Source organism: Pedobacter sp. (assembly GCF_037719805.1).
Lineage (GTDB): Bacteria > Bacteroidota > Bacteroidia > Sphingobacteriales > Sphingobacteriaceae > Pedobacter.
Genome location: NZ_JBBJLZ010000003.1, coordinates 202,186 through 220,839 on the forward strand (window position 1 = coordinate 202,186; position 18,654 = coordinate 220,839).

Below are 18,654 nucleotides of genomic sequence, written 5' to 3' on the forward strand. Positions count from 1 at the left end.
GTTTTCGAAAACTAATATACGAATCGTCGGTGTTAAATTTACTTGAACGAAGAGATGTCTACCACTTTGTTACTATCTCCAATTTTCCTAAGAAAAGCTATTTTGTTATCAACAACCCACTTATAATTGGATGCGATGTAAACTGAAGCCAGGTCTGGAGTTGTACTTTTATCTGCAGGCAATACTTGTGTGTTGACCTGATTTGTTGGGTAATGGATCTGATATAAAGAATTAGCTGTTAAGAATACAAGTGTTTGCTTATCCTGAGAAAGGTTAAAATAAGTTCCTTGAATTCTCTCATCTGGATTTTGTCTCTTTAGTACATATGCTTTTGCATTTACATTAGTTACAAAGTAATCGTTGTTAATAATGTATCCGGTTTTGCCTACTTTAATCATGCCTTGAGTGTATTCCTTGTCTTGTGCACCTTTTGATGGACGTGAAAGACTGATGACCTCAACTTTATTTTCATTCAAACTAATGAGGTAAACTGGCGCTGTTGCACCTTCTTTACCTGCAGCCTGTGCAAGTATTGTAGTTTTTTGAGTGTTTACATATTGAGCGAAAGCGAATTTGTCTGTTTTCGCTGCAGGATCAGACGCGTTCGTTTGTATATAAATAGTAGTATCTCTAAATTTTATGTTAAATTCTCCCTGGCCCTCTTTTTCATCTTTAACCCGATCTTCAGTTCCGTATTTCATTATAAATAGCGCATCTCCTTCCTGGTAAGAATTGAAACGTTCCGTTTCTGTAAGAACTCGTGGAACAATTACTGATTCATGTTTGCTGCTGCAGCTAAAAAGGAAGGCTGATAAGGCCAAAGCATAGAATAAATTTTTCATTTGAATTTATATTTGATTAAGGGGTTAATATTAAACTGATAATTTATTTTATCAAAGTTAATTGATGTGCTGACATATCCAAATCAAATCGCCTGCGTATTTAATTTGTTGCAAGCGTATTCTTGTCTTCCACTAGAAAGCTAAGTCCGGGTTTCCTGGACTTCCAAACATAATTCTCCTGTATATAGATATATAAGCCAGGTTCAGTCGCATCAAAGTTGAAAGGTACGGTCAAAGACTCATCGTTTTGATAATTCACCTGATACAATGAAGAAGGTCTCATGAAAACCAGCGTTGCCTTATCTGGAGATTTTAATAAATATTGTCCTTGAATGCGCTCATCTGGCTGCTCCCGCTTTAAAAAATACACCTTGGAGGTGACCGGAGAAACTAAAAAATCGTTATTTATCAAATAGCCTTCGCTTCCAAGTTGGATTAAACCAATGAAATTTAAGTCCCCTTCTTTCTTTGTAGGCCGTCGTAGTTCCGTCACACTTAGCTGATGATTTCTTAATGCAATCAAATAAAACTTTGCCCGCAAATCAAAACCATCTGCAATTTGAACCAACAACGATGTCTTTTGAGTATTCATAAACTTACCGCGAATAAACTTTCCGTTCGTATAATTAGGGTCTGCTTTGTTCGGCTGGATCTTAACGATCGTATCTCCAAACTTTACATCATACCAAACCTTTGGATTTGCACCCACTGCCTTTCCTTCTTTTTCTTCATGAATATTGAATGTGATGGCACTGTCTTTTTCTGACGGATACTCATTGAAAGTCTCTCCTGGATTTATCAGATGTGGCATGTAAACTTTGTCTACAGAGACATTTGCTGTGCAACTCCCTAGTAAGGCAATGACAACCAGGTATAAAAGCTTTTTCATAGAAATTAAATTACATATAAATTGGTATAATGCAACCTTTTATTCTAATGTTTAAACATAAGGGGCGCCTATTGCCCCTTATGTACTTCAACTAAGGAGGCTAGTTTACAAGGATCTCACCAATGTATTCGTTGGTAGATGACACTTTACGCGTTTTAGAATAGAAACTAACATAACAGTGGACAGTATTGCCACTCACATCTTCTTGGACAGCCAGTGTTACCGATTTGTCCGAACGCGTACCGATTACATCAAAAATGTGAAATTCTTCGGTTTTGACGCAATACATAATCACTATTACACTGTCATCCGCTAGGCTCAAGGTGGAAAACGGTCTGTTCTTCCAACTTACTGTTACCTGGTTTGCCGCTTTTGAAATCGCTTTAGGACTCCAGGAGCCGAGAAGCTCGCCCTTAGAATAAACAAGTTCAGGGAAATCTACCTCGAAGTTTGGATAGGCTCCAGCGATAGAATTGATCATGTTATAAGACAGCGCCGCATTCATTTCTGTGTATTCGGTAAAATTTTGGAAACATTTTTTTACAACGTCTCCAATACCTAATAAAAAGCCCCGCAAAAGCGTCATCTTAGAAGCTTGGGCATGTTGTGCCTCCGTTCTCGGCTTTGTCTGTAATTTCGGAATTCCTCGTAAATAATCGATTCCTCTCCAATGCGCGCCAACTACGGCACCTACTTTTCCTGATACTCCACCAAGAATACCTTTTTTAATTTTTCCCATTTTTTTAAGATTAATAATTAATTAAATAATTGAGGTACAATGTAGTAAGTTAATTAATAATAAAATTATATATTGCAATAACAGTCGGGGATAAGGCAGACCTGATATGGAATAAGGTACTAGTGCAGGCCAGTCCTCACATTGAACCCACTTTAGACACACATTGTTCACGAAAAGGTACCCTATTGTGGGTTTGGTGTGAACAAGGTGTGGACTAAGTCTGAATGGTGATACTCCCATTACTTAAGCCAAGTCTTAGCTACTAATAGCTTCATACTTACATCTACATTAACCTTAACCCAAGAAATATGTGTAATTTTATAAAATGATTACAAAAGACCAGCTTACGAAGGAGCAACAAGAGTTTTTTAAAAAACACAAAGTCTCTTACGAGCTATTATTTGACGCCAAAGGCGAGGGGATGTCAGATGATTTAAAAGCACAAATGTCTGAAGTTGATGCTGTTATAGCTGTTAATACTGAGGAGTGCGAGAATGAACCAACACACCGTTTAAGAACCATCGCTGGATTTTGTCCGCAGTGCGATCCCGGTAAAGTTGCAGCAGCATTGGTAGAACATAAAGTAGGTTTTGTATATATTGCTGGTTCTCTAAAGGGGAAATTGATTAAAGTTGCATGTACAGGCGATACTAAAGGTCGTGTTAACGATTTGAATACTGCTTTAGCAAAGTATGCCAACTTCGATGATTGGGTAATTTTGTTCGAAGCGAAAACGCTAAAAATCGGTAAAGTGGAACGAACAGTACACTCTGAACTCCATAATTACAAAACTAGCAGGCAACATACTAAAGCTGGCAAATTGCAGAATGCACATGATATTTATCAATGTTCTTATAGCAAAGCCAGAAACGTAATCACTCAGCTTCAAGATGATGTGCAGGTTGCTTTTACTCAGATTAAGGAAAAAGCACAGGTGGCGGAGAGCTATCAGTTTGCCAACCTAAGGACCAGCTAGCCTAACGCTTAGTGGAGATTAGTTTTAAATTATTTTAGCTAAGTTTAGCTAAAATAATTTTGCTATGAAATTGAGTACCGGCATTACTAAGCTTGCAATTCTACTGATTGTAGTCTGCAACGTAGGTTGCGATCAGATTTCTAAGAACATCGTACGGAAGGAAATTGGTTATTATGACAATATTAAAGTCTACATAGATAATATCACCCTGACGAAAGTAGAGAATACAGGTGCTTTTTTAAGTTTAGGTAGTTTGCTTCCGGAGTTTTTTAAATTCACGTTATTAATTATTCTTCCAGCAATTGTGTTGTTAATGGGACTGTATTTCATCATGACCAAGTCAAAGCTGTCCCAATTAACCATAATAGGAGCAGCTTTTGTGATAGGCGGTGGCATTGGTAATCTTTACGATAGAATTGTGTTTGGCTCAGTTACCGATTTTCTGCATATCGACTTTGTTATCTTTCAGACAGGCGTTTTCAATCTGGCTGATGTGTCCATAATGTTTGGTATGGCCATGATAGTTGCCGCCGCATACGTTAATAAGCGACTGGTCAAGGGTGCTGAGACTTATTAATTACACTGCTAGTAGCAGTGTTCAGGTTATTCGTATTAATCTCCTACCTTATATTTGATTTAGTAATCCAGTTTTCTCTTCACCGTTTTAAGTGCTTGGCTTTACAGTCTAAATAATTGGATTTATAGCTTCATTTTCGGAGACTTCATTCTCTATGCTGTACTAGCTGCTTCAATATTAGCTTAAAGGTAAATTGCTAGGGTAAGCAAGTACACGTTCTATTTTATAATACTAACTTTTGTTTCATCTTCAAGTTACGGGCTTGGCAGGTTCACGCTGACACCTAAAACCAATGTAATACAGTGTAAGATTCACAGCTGCAGGTTAGCATTGAAGATGTGGTGTTTAAACCGTTTTATGAAATCTAAGAGCATCACTCCGTGTACTTAGACGTTACCTTGAAATACTTAAATCTATCAACATTGTAGCAGGTACATTACTTGATAATCTTTGATGAATTGTGCATCATTAAATAACGTAAAGCATTAATTTACTTATTTTTAAACCTCCTTATTTTCTGCTATTTTTAAAACACAAAATTAAATGGTTTAATGACATTCAAGTTTTTAGTGCGAAACCGATCTATTCTGCTTTATGGGACATCCCTGGCTATACTGTTGCTTATGATGAAGTGGCTGGAATGGAGGATGGTGGTTATTGACCACACCGTTGAGATGTATGCAGGTGCTCTTGCTATACTTTTTACCGGGTTGGGTATTTGGTTGGCCAACAAGTTAACCAGCCTTAAAACCATTACCGTTGTGGTAGAAAAGCAGGTCTTAATTAAAACAGATCATTTCGTATTAAACGAAGCTGAGGTTTCGAGACTCTGTCTTAGTAAGCGTGAGTTAGAAGTTTTACAATTGATGGAGGATGGACTGAGTAATTTGCAAATTGCAGAGCGACTTTTTATATCTTTAAATACCGTTAAAACACATTCGTCTAAAATATTTCAAAAGCTAGATGTACAGCGACGTACGCAAGCGGTTGAAATTGCAAGAAGGCTGAACATTATACCCTAATACTTTAGCGTTGTGATTCGTTATTAGATCAAAATCACCTGAAAGTATGATCCCGATGCTGTGGCTATTACTCATTTTTGCTGTCTAAACATTAACAAAAATACTATGAAAAAAAATGTATTGGTCTACGGCTTGATATCGGGGATATGCGTAGCTACTTTTATGTCGTTCTCTATCGCATATTGTTATTCTAAAAATTCCTTTGATGGTAGTATGCTGTTGGGTTATACCGCCATGCTGTTGTCATTCTCCCTCATTTTCGTAGGTGTAAAGAATTACCGGGACAAGCATCATGGTGGCATAATTAGCTTTGGGAGAGCTTTTCTGATGTCCTTATACATGGCTTTGATTGCCTCAACTCTTTACGTTATCGGGTGGATGGTTGCCTATTACAATTTCTTTCCGGATTTTATTGAAAAATTAGCTGCCTATCAGTTAAGCCCCGCTAAAGTAAGCCAAATGACTCCGGCAGAAGTGGCTGGTGTTCGCAGTCAGATTGAAACTTTTAAGGACTGGTATGCTACGCCAATAGGTGTTGCGCTTACCACTTACATGGAAATTTTGCCCGTAGGTCTTATTGTGTCGCTGGTTACAGCCTTGATTTTGAAGCGAAAAAGGCGTAGAGATTAGCTCTAAATGTAAAAGCTCTTGTTCAGGCTAAAGGTAGACTTGACAGAACGATGTTAATATTGCCATGGCCGTTGGCTGGATAACATCTCAGATAATCTTTGACATTGACCGACAGCCGTTAATTGAAAAGGGATGTCGTATCCACGAACATCCCTTTATCTAACCAAATATAAACCTGTATGAACGGGTTTTATTTTAAGTTTCCGTAGTATTCAACGAATTTCGCTAAAGCTGATGAATAGCCCCATTCGTTATCATACCATGAAACAACTTTCACGAAGTTATCATTCAATGCAATACCTGCATTTGCGTCAAAAATTGAAGCATGATCATCTCCGATGAAGTCAGACGAAACAACTTCGTCCTCAGTATATCCTAGAACACCTTTCAAAGGTCCTTCTTCTGAAGCAGCTTTCATGGCATCTTTAATTTGTTGGTAAGTTGCAGGTCTTTCTAAACGTACTGTTAGATCGACTACTGAAACGTCTGCTACCGGGACACGGAAAGCCATACCTGTTAGTTTTCCTTTTAATTCAGGAATAACTTTAGTAACCGCTTTTGCAGCACCTGTTGCAGAAGGAATGATGTTAGAGAAACCACCACGTCCACCTCTCCAGTCTTTTGCAGACGGACCATCAACAGTTTTTTGTGTTGCTGTTACTGCGTGAACTGTACTCATTAGACCTTCAGCAATACCCCAGTTGTCATTTAATACTTTAGCAATTGGAGCTAAACAGTTTGTAGTACATGACGCGTTAGATACTACAGTTTGATCTGCAGTTAATTTATCATGGTTAACACCCATTACATAGGTAGGGATAGAATCATCTTTCGCCGGAGCAGAAAGAACAACTCTTTTAGCACCCGCAGTGATGTGTTTTTCAGCATCAACTTGAGTCAAGAATAAACCAGTTGATTCAATAACCGTTTCAACACCTACTTCATCCCATTTCAAGTTAGCAGGATCTCTTTCCGCAGTAATACGGATAGTTTTACCATTAACAACAAGATGTCCGTTTTCAACAGCAATAGTGCCATCAAAACGACCGTGAGTAGTGTCGTATTTCAACATATAAGCCATGTAATCCGGCTCGACTAAGTCATTGATTGCAACAACATCTAATCCTCTTTTTAAAGCAGCTCTAAATACCAGTCTGCCGATACGGCCAAAGCCGTTGATTCCAATTTTGCTCATTTTGTTAATTTGAATAGTAATTTAATAGATTGTATATAGGTTCTTTTGTAATCGAAGTAATTTCCAGTCCATGCTTCTGAGCGATCACCCTAAGCTCTTCCTGAAAGTTTCCTGCCACAATGCCTACAAAATGAATGGCATTGCCAGGGTGTAATTTTAACGTTGGCAAAAGGTAAGTTTTAAAATAATTCTCAAACGCAGCGTTTAAAATGGCAGCGATATATGGATGATCACGATGGTCAAGGTAAAAGTCAAAGAAGGAGCTCAGGAACTGTTGTACCATTGGCTTTTTGTAAATTCTATCTAATACTTGAGGTCTGTCTAGATTGTATTTTAAAGCAAATTTTGTTTGAAGATCTTTCGGCAATTTCCCTTGCATAAAGTCTTTAAGAACAATCTTTCCCAGACAATTTGCAGAACCTTCATCTCCCAGAACGAAGCCTAGTCCGAAGTTGTTCTTTTCTAACTTTTTGCCATCAAAATAAGAACAGTTTGAACCGCTTCCGAGAATACCTACTATACCATTAGTATTATAACAGGCAGAAATTGCCGCTCCGTAGAGGTCGTCCCTAACTTTGATTTTGCTGTTCTTAAAAAATAAGCCCAGTGTCTCTGCTAATTCGGTTCTGCGTTCTTTAGAAGAAGCACCCGCAGCGAAAACATAGATTTTTTTAATGCTTTCGGCGTGATTAATCAGCGTTGCTTTTTTGTTTAAAAACTGAAGAATAGCCTTCTGGTCGTTAAAGCATGGATTAATGCCGGGCATAGTACAGTCAGCGATGGTTTTTCCATCTCTGGCGATCTTCCAGAAAGCCGTTTTCGAACCGCTGTATACTACTGCTATCATTAATATTTATATAGACAATACTTTTGTCATTTCTAATAAATCACTTTCTAATTTAAAAAAGTGCCTTGTCAACGCTTCTTCAATTCCTGTAGTAACGACTTCGTTACCCCTCAGGCCAACCATTTGCATGGTATTACCTTTTAACAATTCATTTACTGCCGCAAACCCAAGTCTGCTTCCTAATATTCTGTCAAAGCTGCTTGGACTACCGCCTCTTTGAAGGTGACCTAATATAGTCACTTTTGTATCATAATGATTAAAGCGCTCTTTAACTTTCTTTGCGATGTCATATGCTCCACCAAGCTTATTTCCTTCAGATACAATTACGATACTTGAGGATTTTTTAGTTGAAGCTCCTGATTCCAACTGTGCGATCAATTCGTCAAGGCCGGTTTCTTTTTCGGGCAATAAAACTGCTTCCGCACCACTTGCAATCCCACTCCTTAAAGCAATACAACCGGAGTCTCTGCCCATTACTTCGATAAAGAACAACCTGTCATGTGAGTCAGCCGTATCTCTGATCTTGTCTATTGCTTCAATAACGGTATTAATCGCGGTGTCGTATCCTAAGGTGAAGTCAGATCCATAAAGGTCGTTGTCTATAGTTCCTGGAACACCCATCACTCTAACACCGAACTTCTGACCAAACCGTTGAGCACCTGTGAAAGTTCCATCACCACCAATTACAACTAAGCCATCTATATCTCTTGATTGTAAGTTTTTAAAGGCAGTTTCCATTCCTTCGTCTGTTTTAAATTCTAAACAGCGGGCAGTTTTAAGAATGGTGCCACCCATGTGTATCGTGTTACTAACGGATCTTGCATCCATCGGGATAATATTGTTATTTATTAGTCCCTGGTATCCTTGCAAAACCCCAAACATATTCACTCCGTTATATATTCCGGTCCGAACTACCGCTCTGATGCAGGCGTTCATTCCAGGAGCATCGCCGCCTGAAGTAAGTACAGCAATATTTTTAATATTTGGCTTCATAATTTATATACGAATATAAGGTGTAATATTTACACTAAGTAATTTTAAGTGTATTTTTTTTGTAATTAGCGGGCAAGGATATTAAATGTATTTTACCTTTTTCAGGATTATATTACTATTTTTCTCACCGAATCTATAATTTGATTCTGAAGAATCGGTATATATTTGTAAGATTGGAAAGAGGTCTGAGAATGAGAACTAATAAATTATAAATACTAACTATTTTGAGCGAAGTTTTACCAAAGTTTAATTCCACATTCTCCATTGACTGTGTCGTTTTTGGATTTGATGAAGGAGAATTGAAGATCTTGCTGATTGAAAGGAATCAAGAGCCATTTAAAGACTGGTGGGCTTTACCGGGGAATATCGTTGGCGAAAACGAGAGTTTGGATCAGTCTGCTGCCAGGATATTAAATGAGCTTACCGGTTTGAGCAACATCTACATGGAACAGTATTATACTTTTGGTGATGTTAACCGTCACCCGCAAGGTAGGGTAGTCAGCATCGCTTATTATGCTTTGTTGAGGCTTGGAGGAGATAAGGCAGTGAAACCAATTAGTACTTATGCAAAAAAGGCCAACTGGATAGATGTAAAAGATCTGCCTAAACTTGCATTTGATCATCAAAAGATCTTTGAAACCGGTCTTGAAAAGATTAAAAGGAGAATCAAACACCAACCAATAGCTTTCGAACTGTTACCTGAGAAATTCACGCTTACGCAATTACAGAATGTTTACGAAGTTATTTTAAACAAGAAATTGGACAAGCGTAACTTCCGGAAGAAGATGCTCAGCTTTGGAGTACTTAAAGATCTCGAAGAAAAGCAACAAGGTGTATCCTTTCGTGCTGCTACACTATATAAGTTTGACAAAAGGCGATATGCCAAGTTATTTGGAAAAGAAATATCTTTCTAACCGAACTATGGCTCATAAAAAATGCCCCCGATCAGTGTCTAACTGTTTGGGGGCATTTGAATTAAAAATCCTTTTTATTTCTTTGATGTATTCAAGTGATAATTTACAAGATCATCTATAGGAGAGCGGATGATCTTCCCAATACCCATTTCATATTTGTCAGCGACAACACTTAAGATATCTCTAAAGCTATATCCCACCGAACCTACACAGTTTAATTTATAGTCTTTGTAGTTCGGATAATGAACAACAAGATTCTCGAAAAATGCAGTAAATGCATATTCAATTGTTGAGTACGTATAGTCTTCGTAACTGTCTTTAAAGTCGTACAAGAATTTACTAAAGCCTGCACAAAAACGGTTCGGAAGTGGTTTGTTGTAGATGTTATCGAATATATCTTCGTTAGTTAATGCGAAATTATCATAAAAACTTTCTCTTAAGCCTTTTGGCATATATCCTTTCATGTAATCAGAAAGGATTCTTTTACCGATAAAGCAACCACTACCCTCATCACCAAGGAAATATCCCAGGGAATCAATATTAAGGCTAATCTCGGTGCCATCATACAAGCAACTGTTTGTGCCTGTACCTAGAATGGCTGCAAAACCAGGTTCGTCGCCAAGTAAAGCTCTGCAAGATGCCAAAAGATCGTGTCCAATTTTTACATCTGCGTTTGAAAAAACTTGTTTCATGGCGTCGTAAACGATCTTACGCTTCGCATCTGTAGAACAGCCTGCGCCATAGTAATGAACCTCAGTAAGTTTCTCTTTCTCCAGATGATCCGGTAAAGAGTTATTCAAAGATTCAACAATGTATTCTTCACTCGAAAAGTATGGATTATAACCTTCTGTGTTAAATAGAATTTTTCTGCCCGCCTCGTTAATTAAACACCAATTTGTTTTGGTAGAGCCACCGTCTGCAATAACTATCATCTTACTTAGATTTTTGAATAAAAGTCAATAATCCTATTGCCTGAACATGGTTTTCTTTCATAAATGTCGTCTTTTAGTTTTGGTTGTTTTAAGTTTTTATAAGTTTAATCGTGTTTAAAGGGCTGTTTCGAACGCATGGCTCGCCGTTTTTGTGTTACCATATTGTTAAATAAACACTAAGCTAAAATACACTTGTTATTTTAAAATCCAAATTAATAATTGTCTCTTTCCTTTTACACAAACAAAAAGGGTGAATAAGTGCATCCACAGCTTAAAAAAAGAACTATTTACGCTGTTTTTATTTTAGAGACTCTAGCTTTAAACAAAAAATACGAATATTTGTGTTTAGTATTAATTTATGGCCATAAAAGTTGATTTTAGAAGTGATACAGTAACCAAGCCAACACCAGGAATGCTCGAGGCTATGATGACTGCAAAAGTAGGGGATGATGTGTTTGGAGAAGATGAAACAGTGTCTGCACTGGAGGCTAAGCTTTCGGATATGTTCAGTATGGAAGCAGGGCTGTTTTGTCCCTCAGGAACAATGACTAACCAGATCGCAATAAAGTGCTTCACCGAGCCCATGGATGAAGTCATATGTGATCAGTCTGCACACGTATACCGTTATGAAGGTGGTGGAATTGCGTACCATTCTCTGGCATCCGTTCGACTACTGAATGGTCCCAGGGGGATTCTATCACCTGAACTTATTGAACCGGAGATTAATGACGACAATATTCACTATCCCAATTCAACGCTTGTTGTATTAGAAAACACAGTGAATAAAGGTGGGGGATCTTGTTACAGCCTGTCGCAGATAGAGCCAATACATACACTTTGTAATATAAAGGGATTAAAGCTTCATTTGGACGGAGCCAGGATTTTTAACGCATTGGCAGCTACAGGTGACAGCGCTAAAAACTATGGCAAACACTTCGACGGTATCTCCGTTTGTTTGTCTAAAGGCCTCGGCGCTCCTGTCGGCTCTGTCTTGCTTGGATCTAAAGAAACAATTAAAAGAGCAGTTAAGATTAGAAAGGCTTTCGGTGGGGGAATGAGGCAGGCAGGATATCTTGCAGCAGCAGGTATTTATGCGCTGGACAATCATGTTGACCGACTGAAATTTGACCATCAACATGCAGTTTTACTCGCTCAAGCCTTAAGCGAGACCAACTACGTTGCTTCCGTAATGCCTGTTCAAACAAATATTGTCATCTTTGAAGTCACTCCGAATTATTCAGCTGATGAGATTGTGGCGCAATTTGCGGCCAAAGGCATTGCTTGCGGTACAACAAGTAAAAAGACAATTAGAATGGTTACCCACCTTGGAATTGATGCCGAAATGATTGATTTTGCTTTAGAAACAATAAAAAATCTCCGATGAGAAAAATCCTGATTGCCAACCGGGGTGAAATCGCATTAAGAATTATGCGTTCTGCGCGAGAGATGGGAATTAGTACCGTCGCCGTTTATTCGGATGCTGATCGGGAGGCCCTACATGTCAGATATGCTGATGAAGCGGTTTGCATCGGCCCTGCACCTTCGAATCAATCCTATTTAGTAGGTGAAAACATAATTGAGGCTTGCAGATTGACGGGTGCTGAAGCCATTCATCCGGGTTATGGCTTCCTTTCTGAGAATGCGAAATTTGCAAGAATGGTGAAAGAAGCTGGCCTGATACTTATCGGCCCAACTCCAGAGGCTATGGAAATCATGGGTAATAAACTTTCAGCCAAGGCAGCAGCTCTTAAACATAACATCCCTATGGTTCCCGGAACTGATGAGGCAATTTCGGATGTCGCAGAAGCAAAATTGCGTGCTATTGAAGTCGGCTTTCCAATATTGATCAAGGCAGCAGCCGGTGGGGGCGGTAAAGGGATGCGCATTGTAAACACAAAAGAAGATTTTGAAGAGCAGATGCAGCTGGCAGTTAGTGAAGCCGTCTCAGCTTTCGGAGATGGCGCCGTATTTATAGAAAGGTTCGTTTCCTCACCCAGACATATAGAGATCCAGATACTTGGAGATACCCATGGAAATATTGTCCACTTGTTCGAACGCGAGTGCTCCATTCAACGGAGACACCAAAAGGTAGTGGAAGAGGCACCATCAAGTATACTTACTGCTAAAATGCGGACAGAGATGGGCGCTTGTGCGGTCGAAGTAGCAAAGTCAGTTCACTATGTGGGGGCAGGGACCGTGGAATTTATACTAGATGAAAATCTTGATTTCTTCTTTCTTGAAATGAATACGAGACTTCAGGTTGAGCATCCTGTAACTGAATTAATCACCGGACTGGATCTGGTTAAAGAACAAATTAGGATAGCCCGTGGAGAAGCTTTAAGTTTTAAGCAGGAAGATTTGAAAATCAATGGTCATGCCATTGAACTTCGGGTTTATGCTGAAGATCCTGAAAATGGCTTTTTACCAGATATTGGTACTTTAGAAACCTATAGAACGCCTAAAGGAAATGGCGTTCGTGTGGATGATGGCTTCGAACAAGGAATGGAGATCCCTATTTACTACGATCCCATGATTTCCAAGCTAATTGTTTTTGGCAGCAACCGAGAGGAGGCGATTGAAAGAATGATCAGGGCGATTGATGAATATGACATTACCGGTATCAAAACCACGCTTAACTTCGGGAAATTTGTGATGCAGCATAAAGCTTTTAGAAGCGGGGACTTCGACACTCATTTTGTAGGTAAGTATTTTAATGCGGAAAGGCCAGTTTCTGAGGATCCTGAAGAAACGATCATTGCTGCAATCGTGGCCTTAATGGCTTTTAAAATGCCAAAAAGTAATGTTGCTGTAGCTCATCCCTTGGCTGAAAGTAAGTGGAGAAAGAACAGATTGAAGTTTTAACATATATGTTTACAGGAATTATAGAAACCCTGGGAGAAATCTCAGCTATCACCCGGGAGGGTACCAACGTTAGTTTCACCATCCAATCTGCCATCAGCGATGAATTGAAGATTGATCAAAGCGTTGCTCATAACGGAGTTTGTCTTACAGTAGTTGCCATGGAAAATGGAAGTCATACCGTTACTGCGATTGACGAGACGCTGCGAAAAACAGATCTCGGCAACTGGAAGCTAAACAGCAAAGTTAATTTGGAGCGTTGTATGCAAATGAATGGTCGTTTGGATGGACATATCGTTCAGGGTCACGTTGACCAGACAGCGGTTTGTATTAAACGGGCGGAACTTGATGGAAGCTGGGAATATAGGTTCAAATATGACCTGGGCCCTGGTAACGTAACGGTGGAGAAAGGTTCGATATGCGTTAATGGAATTAGCTTAACTGTCGTTAATTCTGCAGACGATGAATTTTCTGTTTTTATCATACCGTACACTCATGAACATACAAACCTTCAGGATATACTTCAAAATGACGTGGTCAACCTTGAGTTCGATATCATTGGCAAGTATGTAGCGAAACTGTTCAAGCGTTAATCCGCCTTTTGAGCAGGCGCTGATCACTTTTTTAATTCAGTAATCTTGTTTTTTATGAAGACGACTAGCTTAGGGTGTTCCTTCGCATTAATGCTTTTCAAGTATTGCTCATAATAATTAACGGCATTCTTTTTATCATTCAGTTTCGTCTCATACACCAGGGCGATGTTGTACAATAAACTCCCATTGTTTTCAAAAAGCAACCCACGCTTATAGGCCGAGTTGGCCTCCTCATTTCTATTGATCTCTTCAAAAGAATCACCTAAGAGCCCATAGTAAGATGCGATTTTGTTAGAAATCCCCTCCTTTATGGCTTTATCGAAGTACGGCGCGGCGTTTTTATAGTCTTTAATCCCACGATAGCTTAACCCGATATTATAGTATAGTCCCTCATTATCGAACGATTTGTCGTTGATGATCAGGAAATACTTCAATGCATTTTGGTAGTCGAGCTTAAGAAAATAGGACTTAGCCAAATTGTTAAGTACGAACGTCGAGCTATCTCCGAAACTCAACAGCTTGAAACCGGTTGAAATAGATTCATCATACTTTTTATTGGCCATGCTAATGGGCATTTTCATCTTCAACAGTTGAAGGTTAGTGCTATCAGCTGCGAGGGCCGGCTGCAAAATCTTATCAGCTCCACTAAAAAAGTTCATCTTGAAATATATTTCACAAAGGCTGAAGGCAACATCTGCATCAGTAGGATTCAAAGCATTCGCTTTACGTAGATATTTTATTTTTTCGGTATTGATATCGCCCTTATTCAAGTAAGCCAACTGCTTATAGACATTGAAATTTGTGCTGTCCAACTTCAAAATCTCCTCGTAATATCCTTTGGCCTTTTCATCAATCCCTCTTCTAATGCTAATATTAGCGAGACTAAACAGCGTTGAAAGATTTGTTGGTTGTTGCGCATACAATTTAAGATAGCTTTTTTCTGCATCCCCAAGTTTAGCGGCCATTAGATTTGCATAAGCCAATTGAGACAATTCTTTTGGATCTTGAGTGTCTTCCTTGTAGACGGTGAGCAGGTAAGCTGCCGCCTCTGTATACCGTTGGGTCTGATATAGATCCAAAAGTTTAGCATTGTCTAAGGTACTTTGCGCCTGTAGCCTCAGGGTCTGAATACATGTAAAGGCAAAAATAAATAGTATAATCTTTTTCATAAGGTTGACTATAGTAAATAACTAAAGTATTAGTTATTTAGGTATTATCCAAATTTCGCTTTTTTCATTTCATTATCAACCTTTATCAAGCCATTTTCTATTATTCATTCTATGTTGGCAAGATAATTGGACAACTAAAGACGTAACTATAAAATTAATCTAACTAAAAACACGAATATGGATACTTTAAAGAAGTTTGAACTCATGGAGAAGATTGTAAGAGAATTAGAAGACTTACAACACTCACAACAAGCAATTATACAAAAGCTTGGCAAGATTGAGGTAGATAATATAGAACTGAGTGACAAGAAGCTGGACCAGGATTTGCCTGATATGCACCAAAGGGTAGCGGATAACCTGGACACGATAAAAAGTATCCTTGACTACTTCGCAGAGAAAACAGATAATTTCGGATCGAAAAACAACGTGGATGCTTTAAAGGAACAACAGGCGATCGATGAAGCCACGGGGCAATAGTTCCATTTCTAGTTTTATAAGGCCAGGGTTTTAATCCTGGTTTTTTTATGTCTCATCACTTGGTTGTAGCTTTAGGTTTGTTATATAAATTAACAGATAGTTACTTTTGAAATTTAAAATTCATATTTTCACTTAATATTTATAATATAAAACATTACAACATGAAAAAATTAATCCTATCAGCAATATTGCTATGCTCTGGACTGACTGGTTTCAGTCAGATCGTGCCGAGCTTCCAGTTCGGGTTAAAGGCCGGGACAAATCTGTCTAAGCTAAGTACTGAAAATACATTTAGCAGTGATAACCGCGCGGGTTATTATGTTGGTCTTTGGACACGTATCGGTGCCGCGGGAATTCACTTACAACCAGAGCTATACCTGAGCGGAAAGAATACCACTTTAAAAAATGATGCAGGTGCTGAGAATACTGTAAAGTTTACAAGCTTGGATGTGCCAATCTTGATCGGTACCAAGATTGGAGCTGCGGGTATTGGGTTAAGGCTAAATACTGGTCCAGTGGTGTCTTTCATATTGGATGACGAGCAGACCATTAAAACTGCCGCAGGGAGCGCATTGGCTGGAGACTTTAAAGGACAGAATTTTGCTTGGCAATTTGGTGCCGGTTTAGATGTGAGCAAGCTTGGTATCGATGTAAGATTCGAACAAGGCTTGTCTAAGATCGGTAAAGACGGTTACAACGATACAAAACTGAGTTTGTTTACGATTGGATTAGCCTACAGACTTTTCTAATTTTACTATTATTATTAATAAAAAAGGCGAACATATATGGTTCGCCTTTTTTATTAATAATAATAGTGTCTCTAAAACCTAAACGTCTTTAACTATTTCTTTGATCTCGTAATTATAAGTTCCCTTGATAGGGCGAATAGGAGTATCTCTCGAATCGCTTAATACTTTAACGTAACAAGCGCCGAAGTAAAATATGAAGGAAGAATAAAAGACAAAAAGCATAATCAGGACAATTGATCCTGATGCACCATAAATATTTCCTATTCCACTCAGCGGCAGCATAATTCGCAAAATGTATTTCCCAATAGTAAAGAGAATACCGGTTAGCAATCCTCCTCTAACAGCTGCAATCCATTTTGGTCTACCATTCGTTAAAAACCTGAAAAGTACCGTAAACCATGTGGTAACGATCAATATGAATAATAGCTGATTTAATACAATAAAGAAGATCCTGGCAAAAGTTGGAACGCTGTTATTGATATACCCGCCAATAAATGCCTGAATGCTATCAGTCATGAAGCCTGTTAAAAAAAGCATCCCCGCTAGCAAGATGATGACCATTGATCGGGCACGTAATTTCAACCTAAATAGGAATCCCGATTCATCACTGATGCCTATAGACCAAATCTGATCCATGGAATTCTTGATAACATTAAAAAGTGTAGTGGCTACAAATAAGAAAAATACAAAACTGATCAAGGTTGCGTACCATTTATGGTCAATACCTATGATGTTTCTAAGTGTCTGCCTGATCTGAGTGGTACTACGTTCATCAAGAATGCCGCCTAACCGTTCAAATAATCTTGTTGCAAATATTCTTCTGTCGAAAAAGAACCCAAACAATCTGATCAAAATCAACAAGATCGGAGGTAAAGCAAAGTTGGCAAAGAAAGCGGTAGCTCCCGCCAGTCGAAGGGGATCATTCTTCTGAAATAACGCAAATGCTTCCTTGCTACGTAGTAGAAAAAGTTTTACTCGGTCGGTAACATTTATCATCGCGGTCTCAGCTGATCAAATTCTAAAATAACCATTTTTTTGTAATAAAAAAGAGGGCAGCTAAACCAATAGTTGCCCTCCCCAGTTTTCAAATGAATAAGAGGTTATAAATTACCCCTTAACTCTTGCTCGCGTTCTAACGATTCGAACAGCGCTTTGAAATTTCCAGCTCCGAAAGACTGTGCACCCTTCCGCTGGATGATCTCAAAAAATAGCGTTGGCCTGTCTTCGACAGGTTTTGTAAATATTTGTAATAGATAGCCCTCTTCGTCGCAGTCTACCAAAATACCTAATTCTTTAAGCTGCTCAATCTCTTCATCAATCTCGCCAACTCTTAATGGCATCATGTTGTAATAAGCTTCCGGAGGTGCACTTAAAAACTCAACCCCTCGAGCTTTCAAGCTTTTTACAGTCGACAAAATATCTTTCGTCGCCACCGCAATATGTTGCACCCCTTCGCCCTCATAATATTCCAGGTACTCTTCTATTTGTGATTTCTTTTTACCCTCTGCCGGCTCATTTATCGGAAACTTCGAAAAGCCGTTTCCGTTACTCATCACCTTACTCATCAATGCAGAGTATTCTGTGTTAATCTGTTTATCATCAAATGATAGAATATTTACGAAACCCATAACTTCTTCATACCATTTAACTGTTTCATCCATCCTGTTCCATCCCACATTTCCTACACAGTGGTCTATATAAAGTAGTCCGCTTTCAGCGGGGTTATAATCACAAATCCAAGGCTGGTATCTTGGTAAAAAAGCCCCCCTGTAATTCTTTCTTTCAATGAACATATGGACCGTCTCACCATAGGTATAAATTCCAGAGATTTTCACTTCTCCATTTTCATCGGTCAAAGTGTAGGGCTCAATATATGGTTTTGCACCCCGCTTCGTAGTTTCTTCAAACGCACTGTAAGCATCATCGACCCATAACGCAAGCACCTTTACACCATCTCCATGCTTCTTGGCATGCTCGGTAATAACACCGTCCGACTTGAGACCGGAGGTAAGCACAAGCCTGATCTTTCCTTGCTGCAACACATAGGAAGCCTTGTCGCGAACGCCGGTCTCCGGTCCCGAGTATGCCAATGATTGAAAACCAAACGCAGTTTTGTAATAATGGGCAGCTTGTTTTGCATTTCCTACATACAGTTCAATAAAATCCGTGCCATTAATAGGCAAGAAATCTGGAGCCTTACTTATCTTCTCTGCAAATGTTTGTGTACTCATGTTTATCGTTAGTTTACTAT

Annotated in this window: 20 protein-coding genes; 10 read left to right on the forward strand and 10 right to left on the reverse strand. The window is 38.9% G+C overall.

Translation table 11 applies throughout. From position 1 onward, the window contains the following. Nucleotides 1-38: 38 nt before the first annotated feature. The 3 genes from WKF66_RS10490 to WKF66_RS10500 form a co-directional block, all read right to left on the reverse strand. Nucleotides 39-842, reverse strand: a complete 804-nt coding sequence (locus WKF66_RS10490) for a hypothetical protein (protein WP_489674398.1) — start codon at nt 840-842, stop codon at nt 39-41. A 100-nt stretch (nt 843-942) separates the two neighbouring features. Continuing rightward, nucleotides 943-1,731, reverse strand: a complete 789-nt coding sequence (locus tag WKF66_RS10495; RefSeq protein ID WP_489674399.1) for a hypothetical protein — start codon at nt 1,729-1,731, stop codon at nt 943-945. Nucleotides 1,732-1,831: 100 nt separating this feature from the next. Next, nucleotides 1,832-2,470 (reverse strand): DUF6266 family protein, encoded by a 639-nt coding sequence (locus tag WKF66_RS10500; protein ID WP_489674400.1) that lies wholly within the window; start codon nt 2,468-2,470, stop codon nt 1,832-1,834. Between the two features lie 325 nt (nt 2,471-2,795). Here WKF66_RS10500 and WKF66_RS10505 point away from each other — a divergent pair, with 325 nt between their 5' ends. The 4 genes from WKF66_RS10505 to WKF66_RS10520 all read left to right on the forward strand — a co-directional run bounded on the left by WKF66_RS10505 (nt 2,796) and on the right by WKF66_RS10520 (nt 5,675). Further along, on the forward strand, nt 2,796-3,446 hold the full coding sequence (locus WKF66_RS10505; protein WP_489674401.1) for a GIY-YIG nuclease family protein: 651 nt from the start codon (nt 2,796-2,798) through the stop codon (nt 3,444-3,446). A gap of 64 nt (nt 3,447-3,510) precedes the next feature. Continuing rightward, on the forward strand, nt 3,511-4,023 hold the full coding sequence (gene lspA, locus WKF66_RS10510) for a signal peptidase II (RefSeq protein WP_489674402.1): 513 nt from the start codon (nt 3,511-3,513) through the stop codon (nt 4,021-4,023). Nucleotides 4,024-4,574: 551 nt separating this feature from the next. Next, nucleotides 4,575-5,045 carry a response regulator transcription factor gene (locus WKF66_RS10515; RefSeq protein ID WP_489674403.1) on the forward strand — a complete coding sequence of 157 codons (471 nt, stop codon included), beginning with the start codon at nt 4,575-4,577 and terminating at the stop codon, nt 5,043-5,045. A gap of 105 nt (nt 5,046-5,150) precedes the next feature. Further along, nucleotides 5,151-5,675 (forward strand): DUF4199 domain-containing protein, encoded by a 525-nt coding sequence (locus WKF66_RS10520; RefSeq protein WP_489674404.1) that lies wholly within the window; start codon nt 5,151-5,153, stop codon nt 5,673-5,675. Nucleotides 5,676-5,865: 190 nt separating this feature from the next. Here WKF66_RS10520 and gap read toward each other — a convergent pair whose 3' ends face one another. Genes gap through pfkA form a run of 3 tightly spaced genes read right to left on the reverse strand, consistent with a single transcriptional unit; the run spans nt 5,866 to nt 8,710 of the window. Further along, on the reverse strand, nt 5,866-6,870 hold the full coding sequence (gene gap / locus WKF66_RS10525) for a type I glyceraldehyde-3-phosphate dehydrogenase (RefSeq protein WP_489674405.1): 1,005 nt from the start codon (nt 6,868-6,870) through the stop codon (nt 5,866-5,868). 4 nt (nt 6,871-6,874) lie between these two features. Next, entirely contained in the window at nt 6,875-7,717 is an 843-nt protein-coding gene (locus WKF66_RS10530) for a hypothetical protein (protein ID WP_489674406.1), read from the reverse strand. A 6-nt stretch (nt 7,718-7,723) separates the two neighbouring features. Beyond that, nucleotides 7,724-8,710 (reverse strand): 6-phosphofructokinase, encoded by a 987-nt coding sequence (pfkA, locus tag WKF66_RS10535; protein WP_489674407.1) that lies wholly within the window; start codon nt 8,708-8,710, stop codon nt 7,724-7,726. A 224-nt stretch (nt 8,711-8,934) separates the two neighbouring features. Here pfkA and WKF66_RS10540 point away from each other — a divergent pair, with 224 nt between their 5' ends. Continuing rightward, a complete protein-coding gene (locus WKF66_RS10540; RefSeq protein ID WP_489674408.1) occupies nt 8,935-9,624 on the forward strand; it encodes an NUDIX hydrolase in 690 nt (229 codons plus the stop codon). A 74-nt stretch (nt 9,625-9,698) separates the two neighbouring features. On the opposite strand, the gene WKF66_RS10545 is transcribed toward WKF66_RS10540, so the two are convergent. Next, complete coding sequence (locus tag WKF66_RS10545) at nt 9,699-10,556, reverse strand: N-acetylglucosamine kinase (protein ID WP_489674409.1); 858 nt, start codon at nt 10,554-10,556, stop codon at nt 9,699-9,701. A gap of 358 nt (nt 10,557-10,914) precedes the next feature. Here WKF66_RS10545 and WKF66_RS10550 point away from each other — a divergent pair, with 358 nt between their 5' ends. Genes WKF66_RS10550 through WKF66_RS10560 form a run of 3 tightly spaced genes read left to right on the forward strand, consistent with a single transcriptional unit; the run spans nt 10,915 to nt 14,008 of the window. Further along, nucleotides 10,915-11,940, forward strand: coding sequence for a threonine aldolase family protein (locus WKF66_RS10550; RefSeq protein WP_489674410.1), 1,026 nt, complete (start codon nt 10,915-10,917; stop codon nt 11,938-11,940). Further along, complete coding sequence (accC, locus tag WKF66_RS10555; protein WP_489674411.1) at nt 11,937-13,418, forward strand: acetyl-CoA carboxylase biotin carboxylase subunit; 1,482 nt, start codon at nt 11,937-11,939, stop codon at nt 13,416-13,418. The genes WKF66_RS10550 and accC overlap by 4 nt, the downstream gene beginning before the upstream one ends. Nucleotides 13,419-13,423: 5 nt before the next feature. Beyond that, nucleotides 13,424-14,008 (forward strand): riboflavin synthase, encoded by a 585-nt coding sequence (locus tag WKF66_RS10560; RefSeq protein WP_489674412.1) that lies wholly within the window; start codon nt 13,424-13,426, stop codon nt 14,006-14,008. 23 nt (nt 14,009-14,031) lie between these two features. On the opposite strand, the gene WKF66_RS10565 is transcribed toward WKF66_RS10560, so the two are convergent. Further along, on the reverse strand, nt 14,032-15,177 hold the full coding sequence (locus WKF66_RS10565; protein ID WP_489674413.1) for a tetratricopeptide repeat protein: 1,146 nt from the start codon (nt 15,175-15,177) through the stop codon (nt 14,032-14,034). Between the two features lie 177 nt (nt 15,178-15,354). Between WKF66_RS10565 and WKF66_RS10570 the strand changes: the two genes are divergently transcribed. Beyond that, nucleotides 15,355-15,654 (forward strand): hypothetical protein, encoded by a 300-nt coding sequence (locus WKF66_RS10570; RefSeq protein WP_489674414.1) that lies wholly within the window; start codon nt 15,355-15,357, stop codon nt 15,652-15,654. Nucleotides 15,655-15,815: 161 nt separating this feature from the next. Beyond that, entirely contained in the window at nt 15,816-16,403 is a 588-nt protein-coding gene (locus tag WKF66_RS10575) for a porin family protein (protein ID WP_489674415.1), read from the forward strand. Between the two features lie 78 nt (nt 16,404-16,481). Here the strand turns inward: WKF66_RS10575 and WKF66_RS10580 are convergent, their stop codons facing one another. Together WKF66_RS10580 and hppD are read right to left on the reverse strand one after the other, a co-directional pair. Then, complete coding sequence (locus WKF66_RS10580) at nt 16,482-17,399, reverse strand: YihY/virulence factor BrkB family protein (protein ID WP_489674416.1); 918 nt, start codon at nt 17,397-17,399, stop codon at nt 16,482-16,484. Between the two features lie 104 nt (nt 17,400-17,503). After that, entirely contained in the window at nt 17,504-18,634 is a 1,131-nt protein-coding gene (hppD, locus tag WKF66_RS10585) for a 4-hydroxyphenylpyruvate dioxygenase (RefSeq protein WP_489674417.1), read from the reverse strand. Between the last annotated feature and the right edge of the window lie 20 nt (nt 18,635-18,654).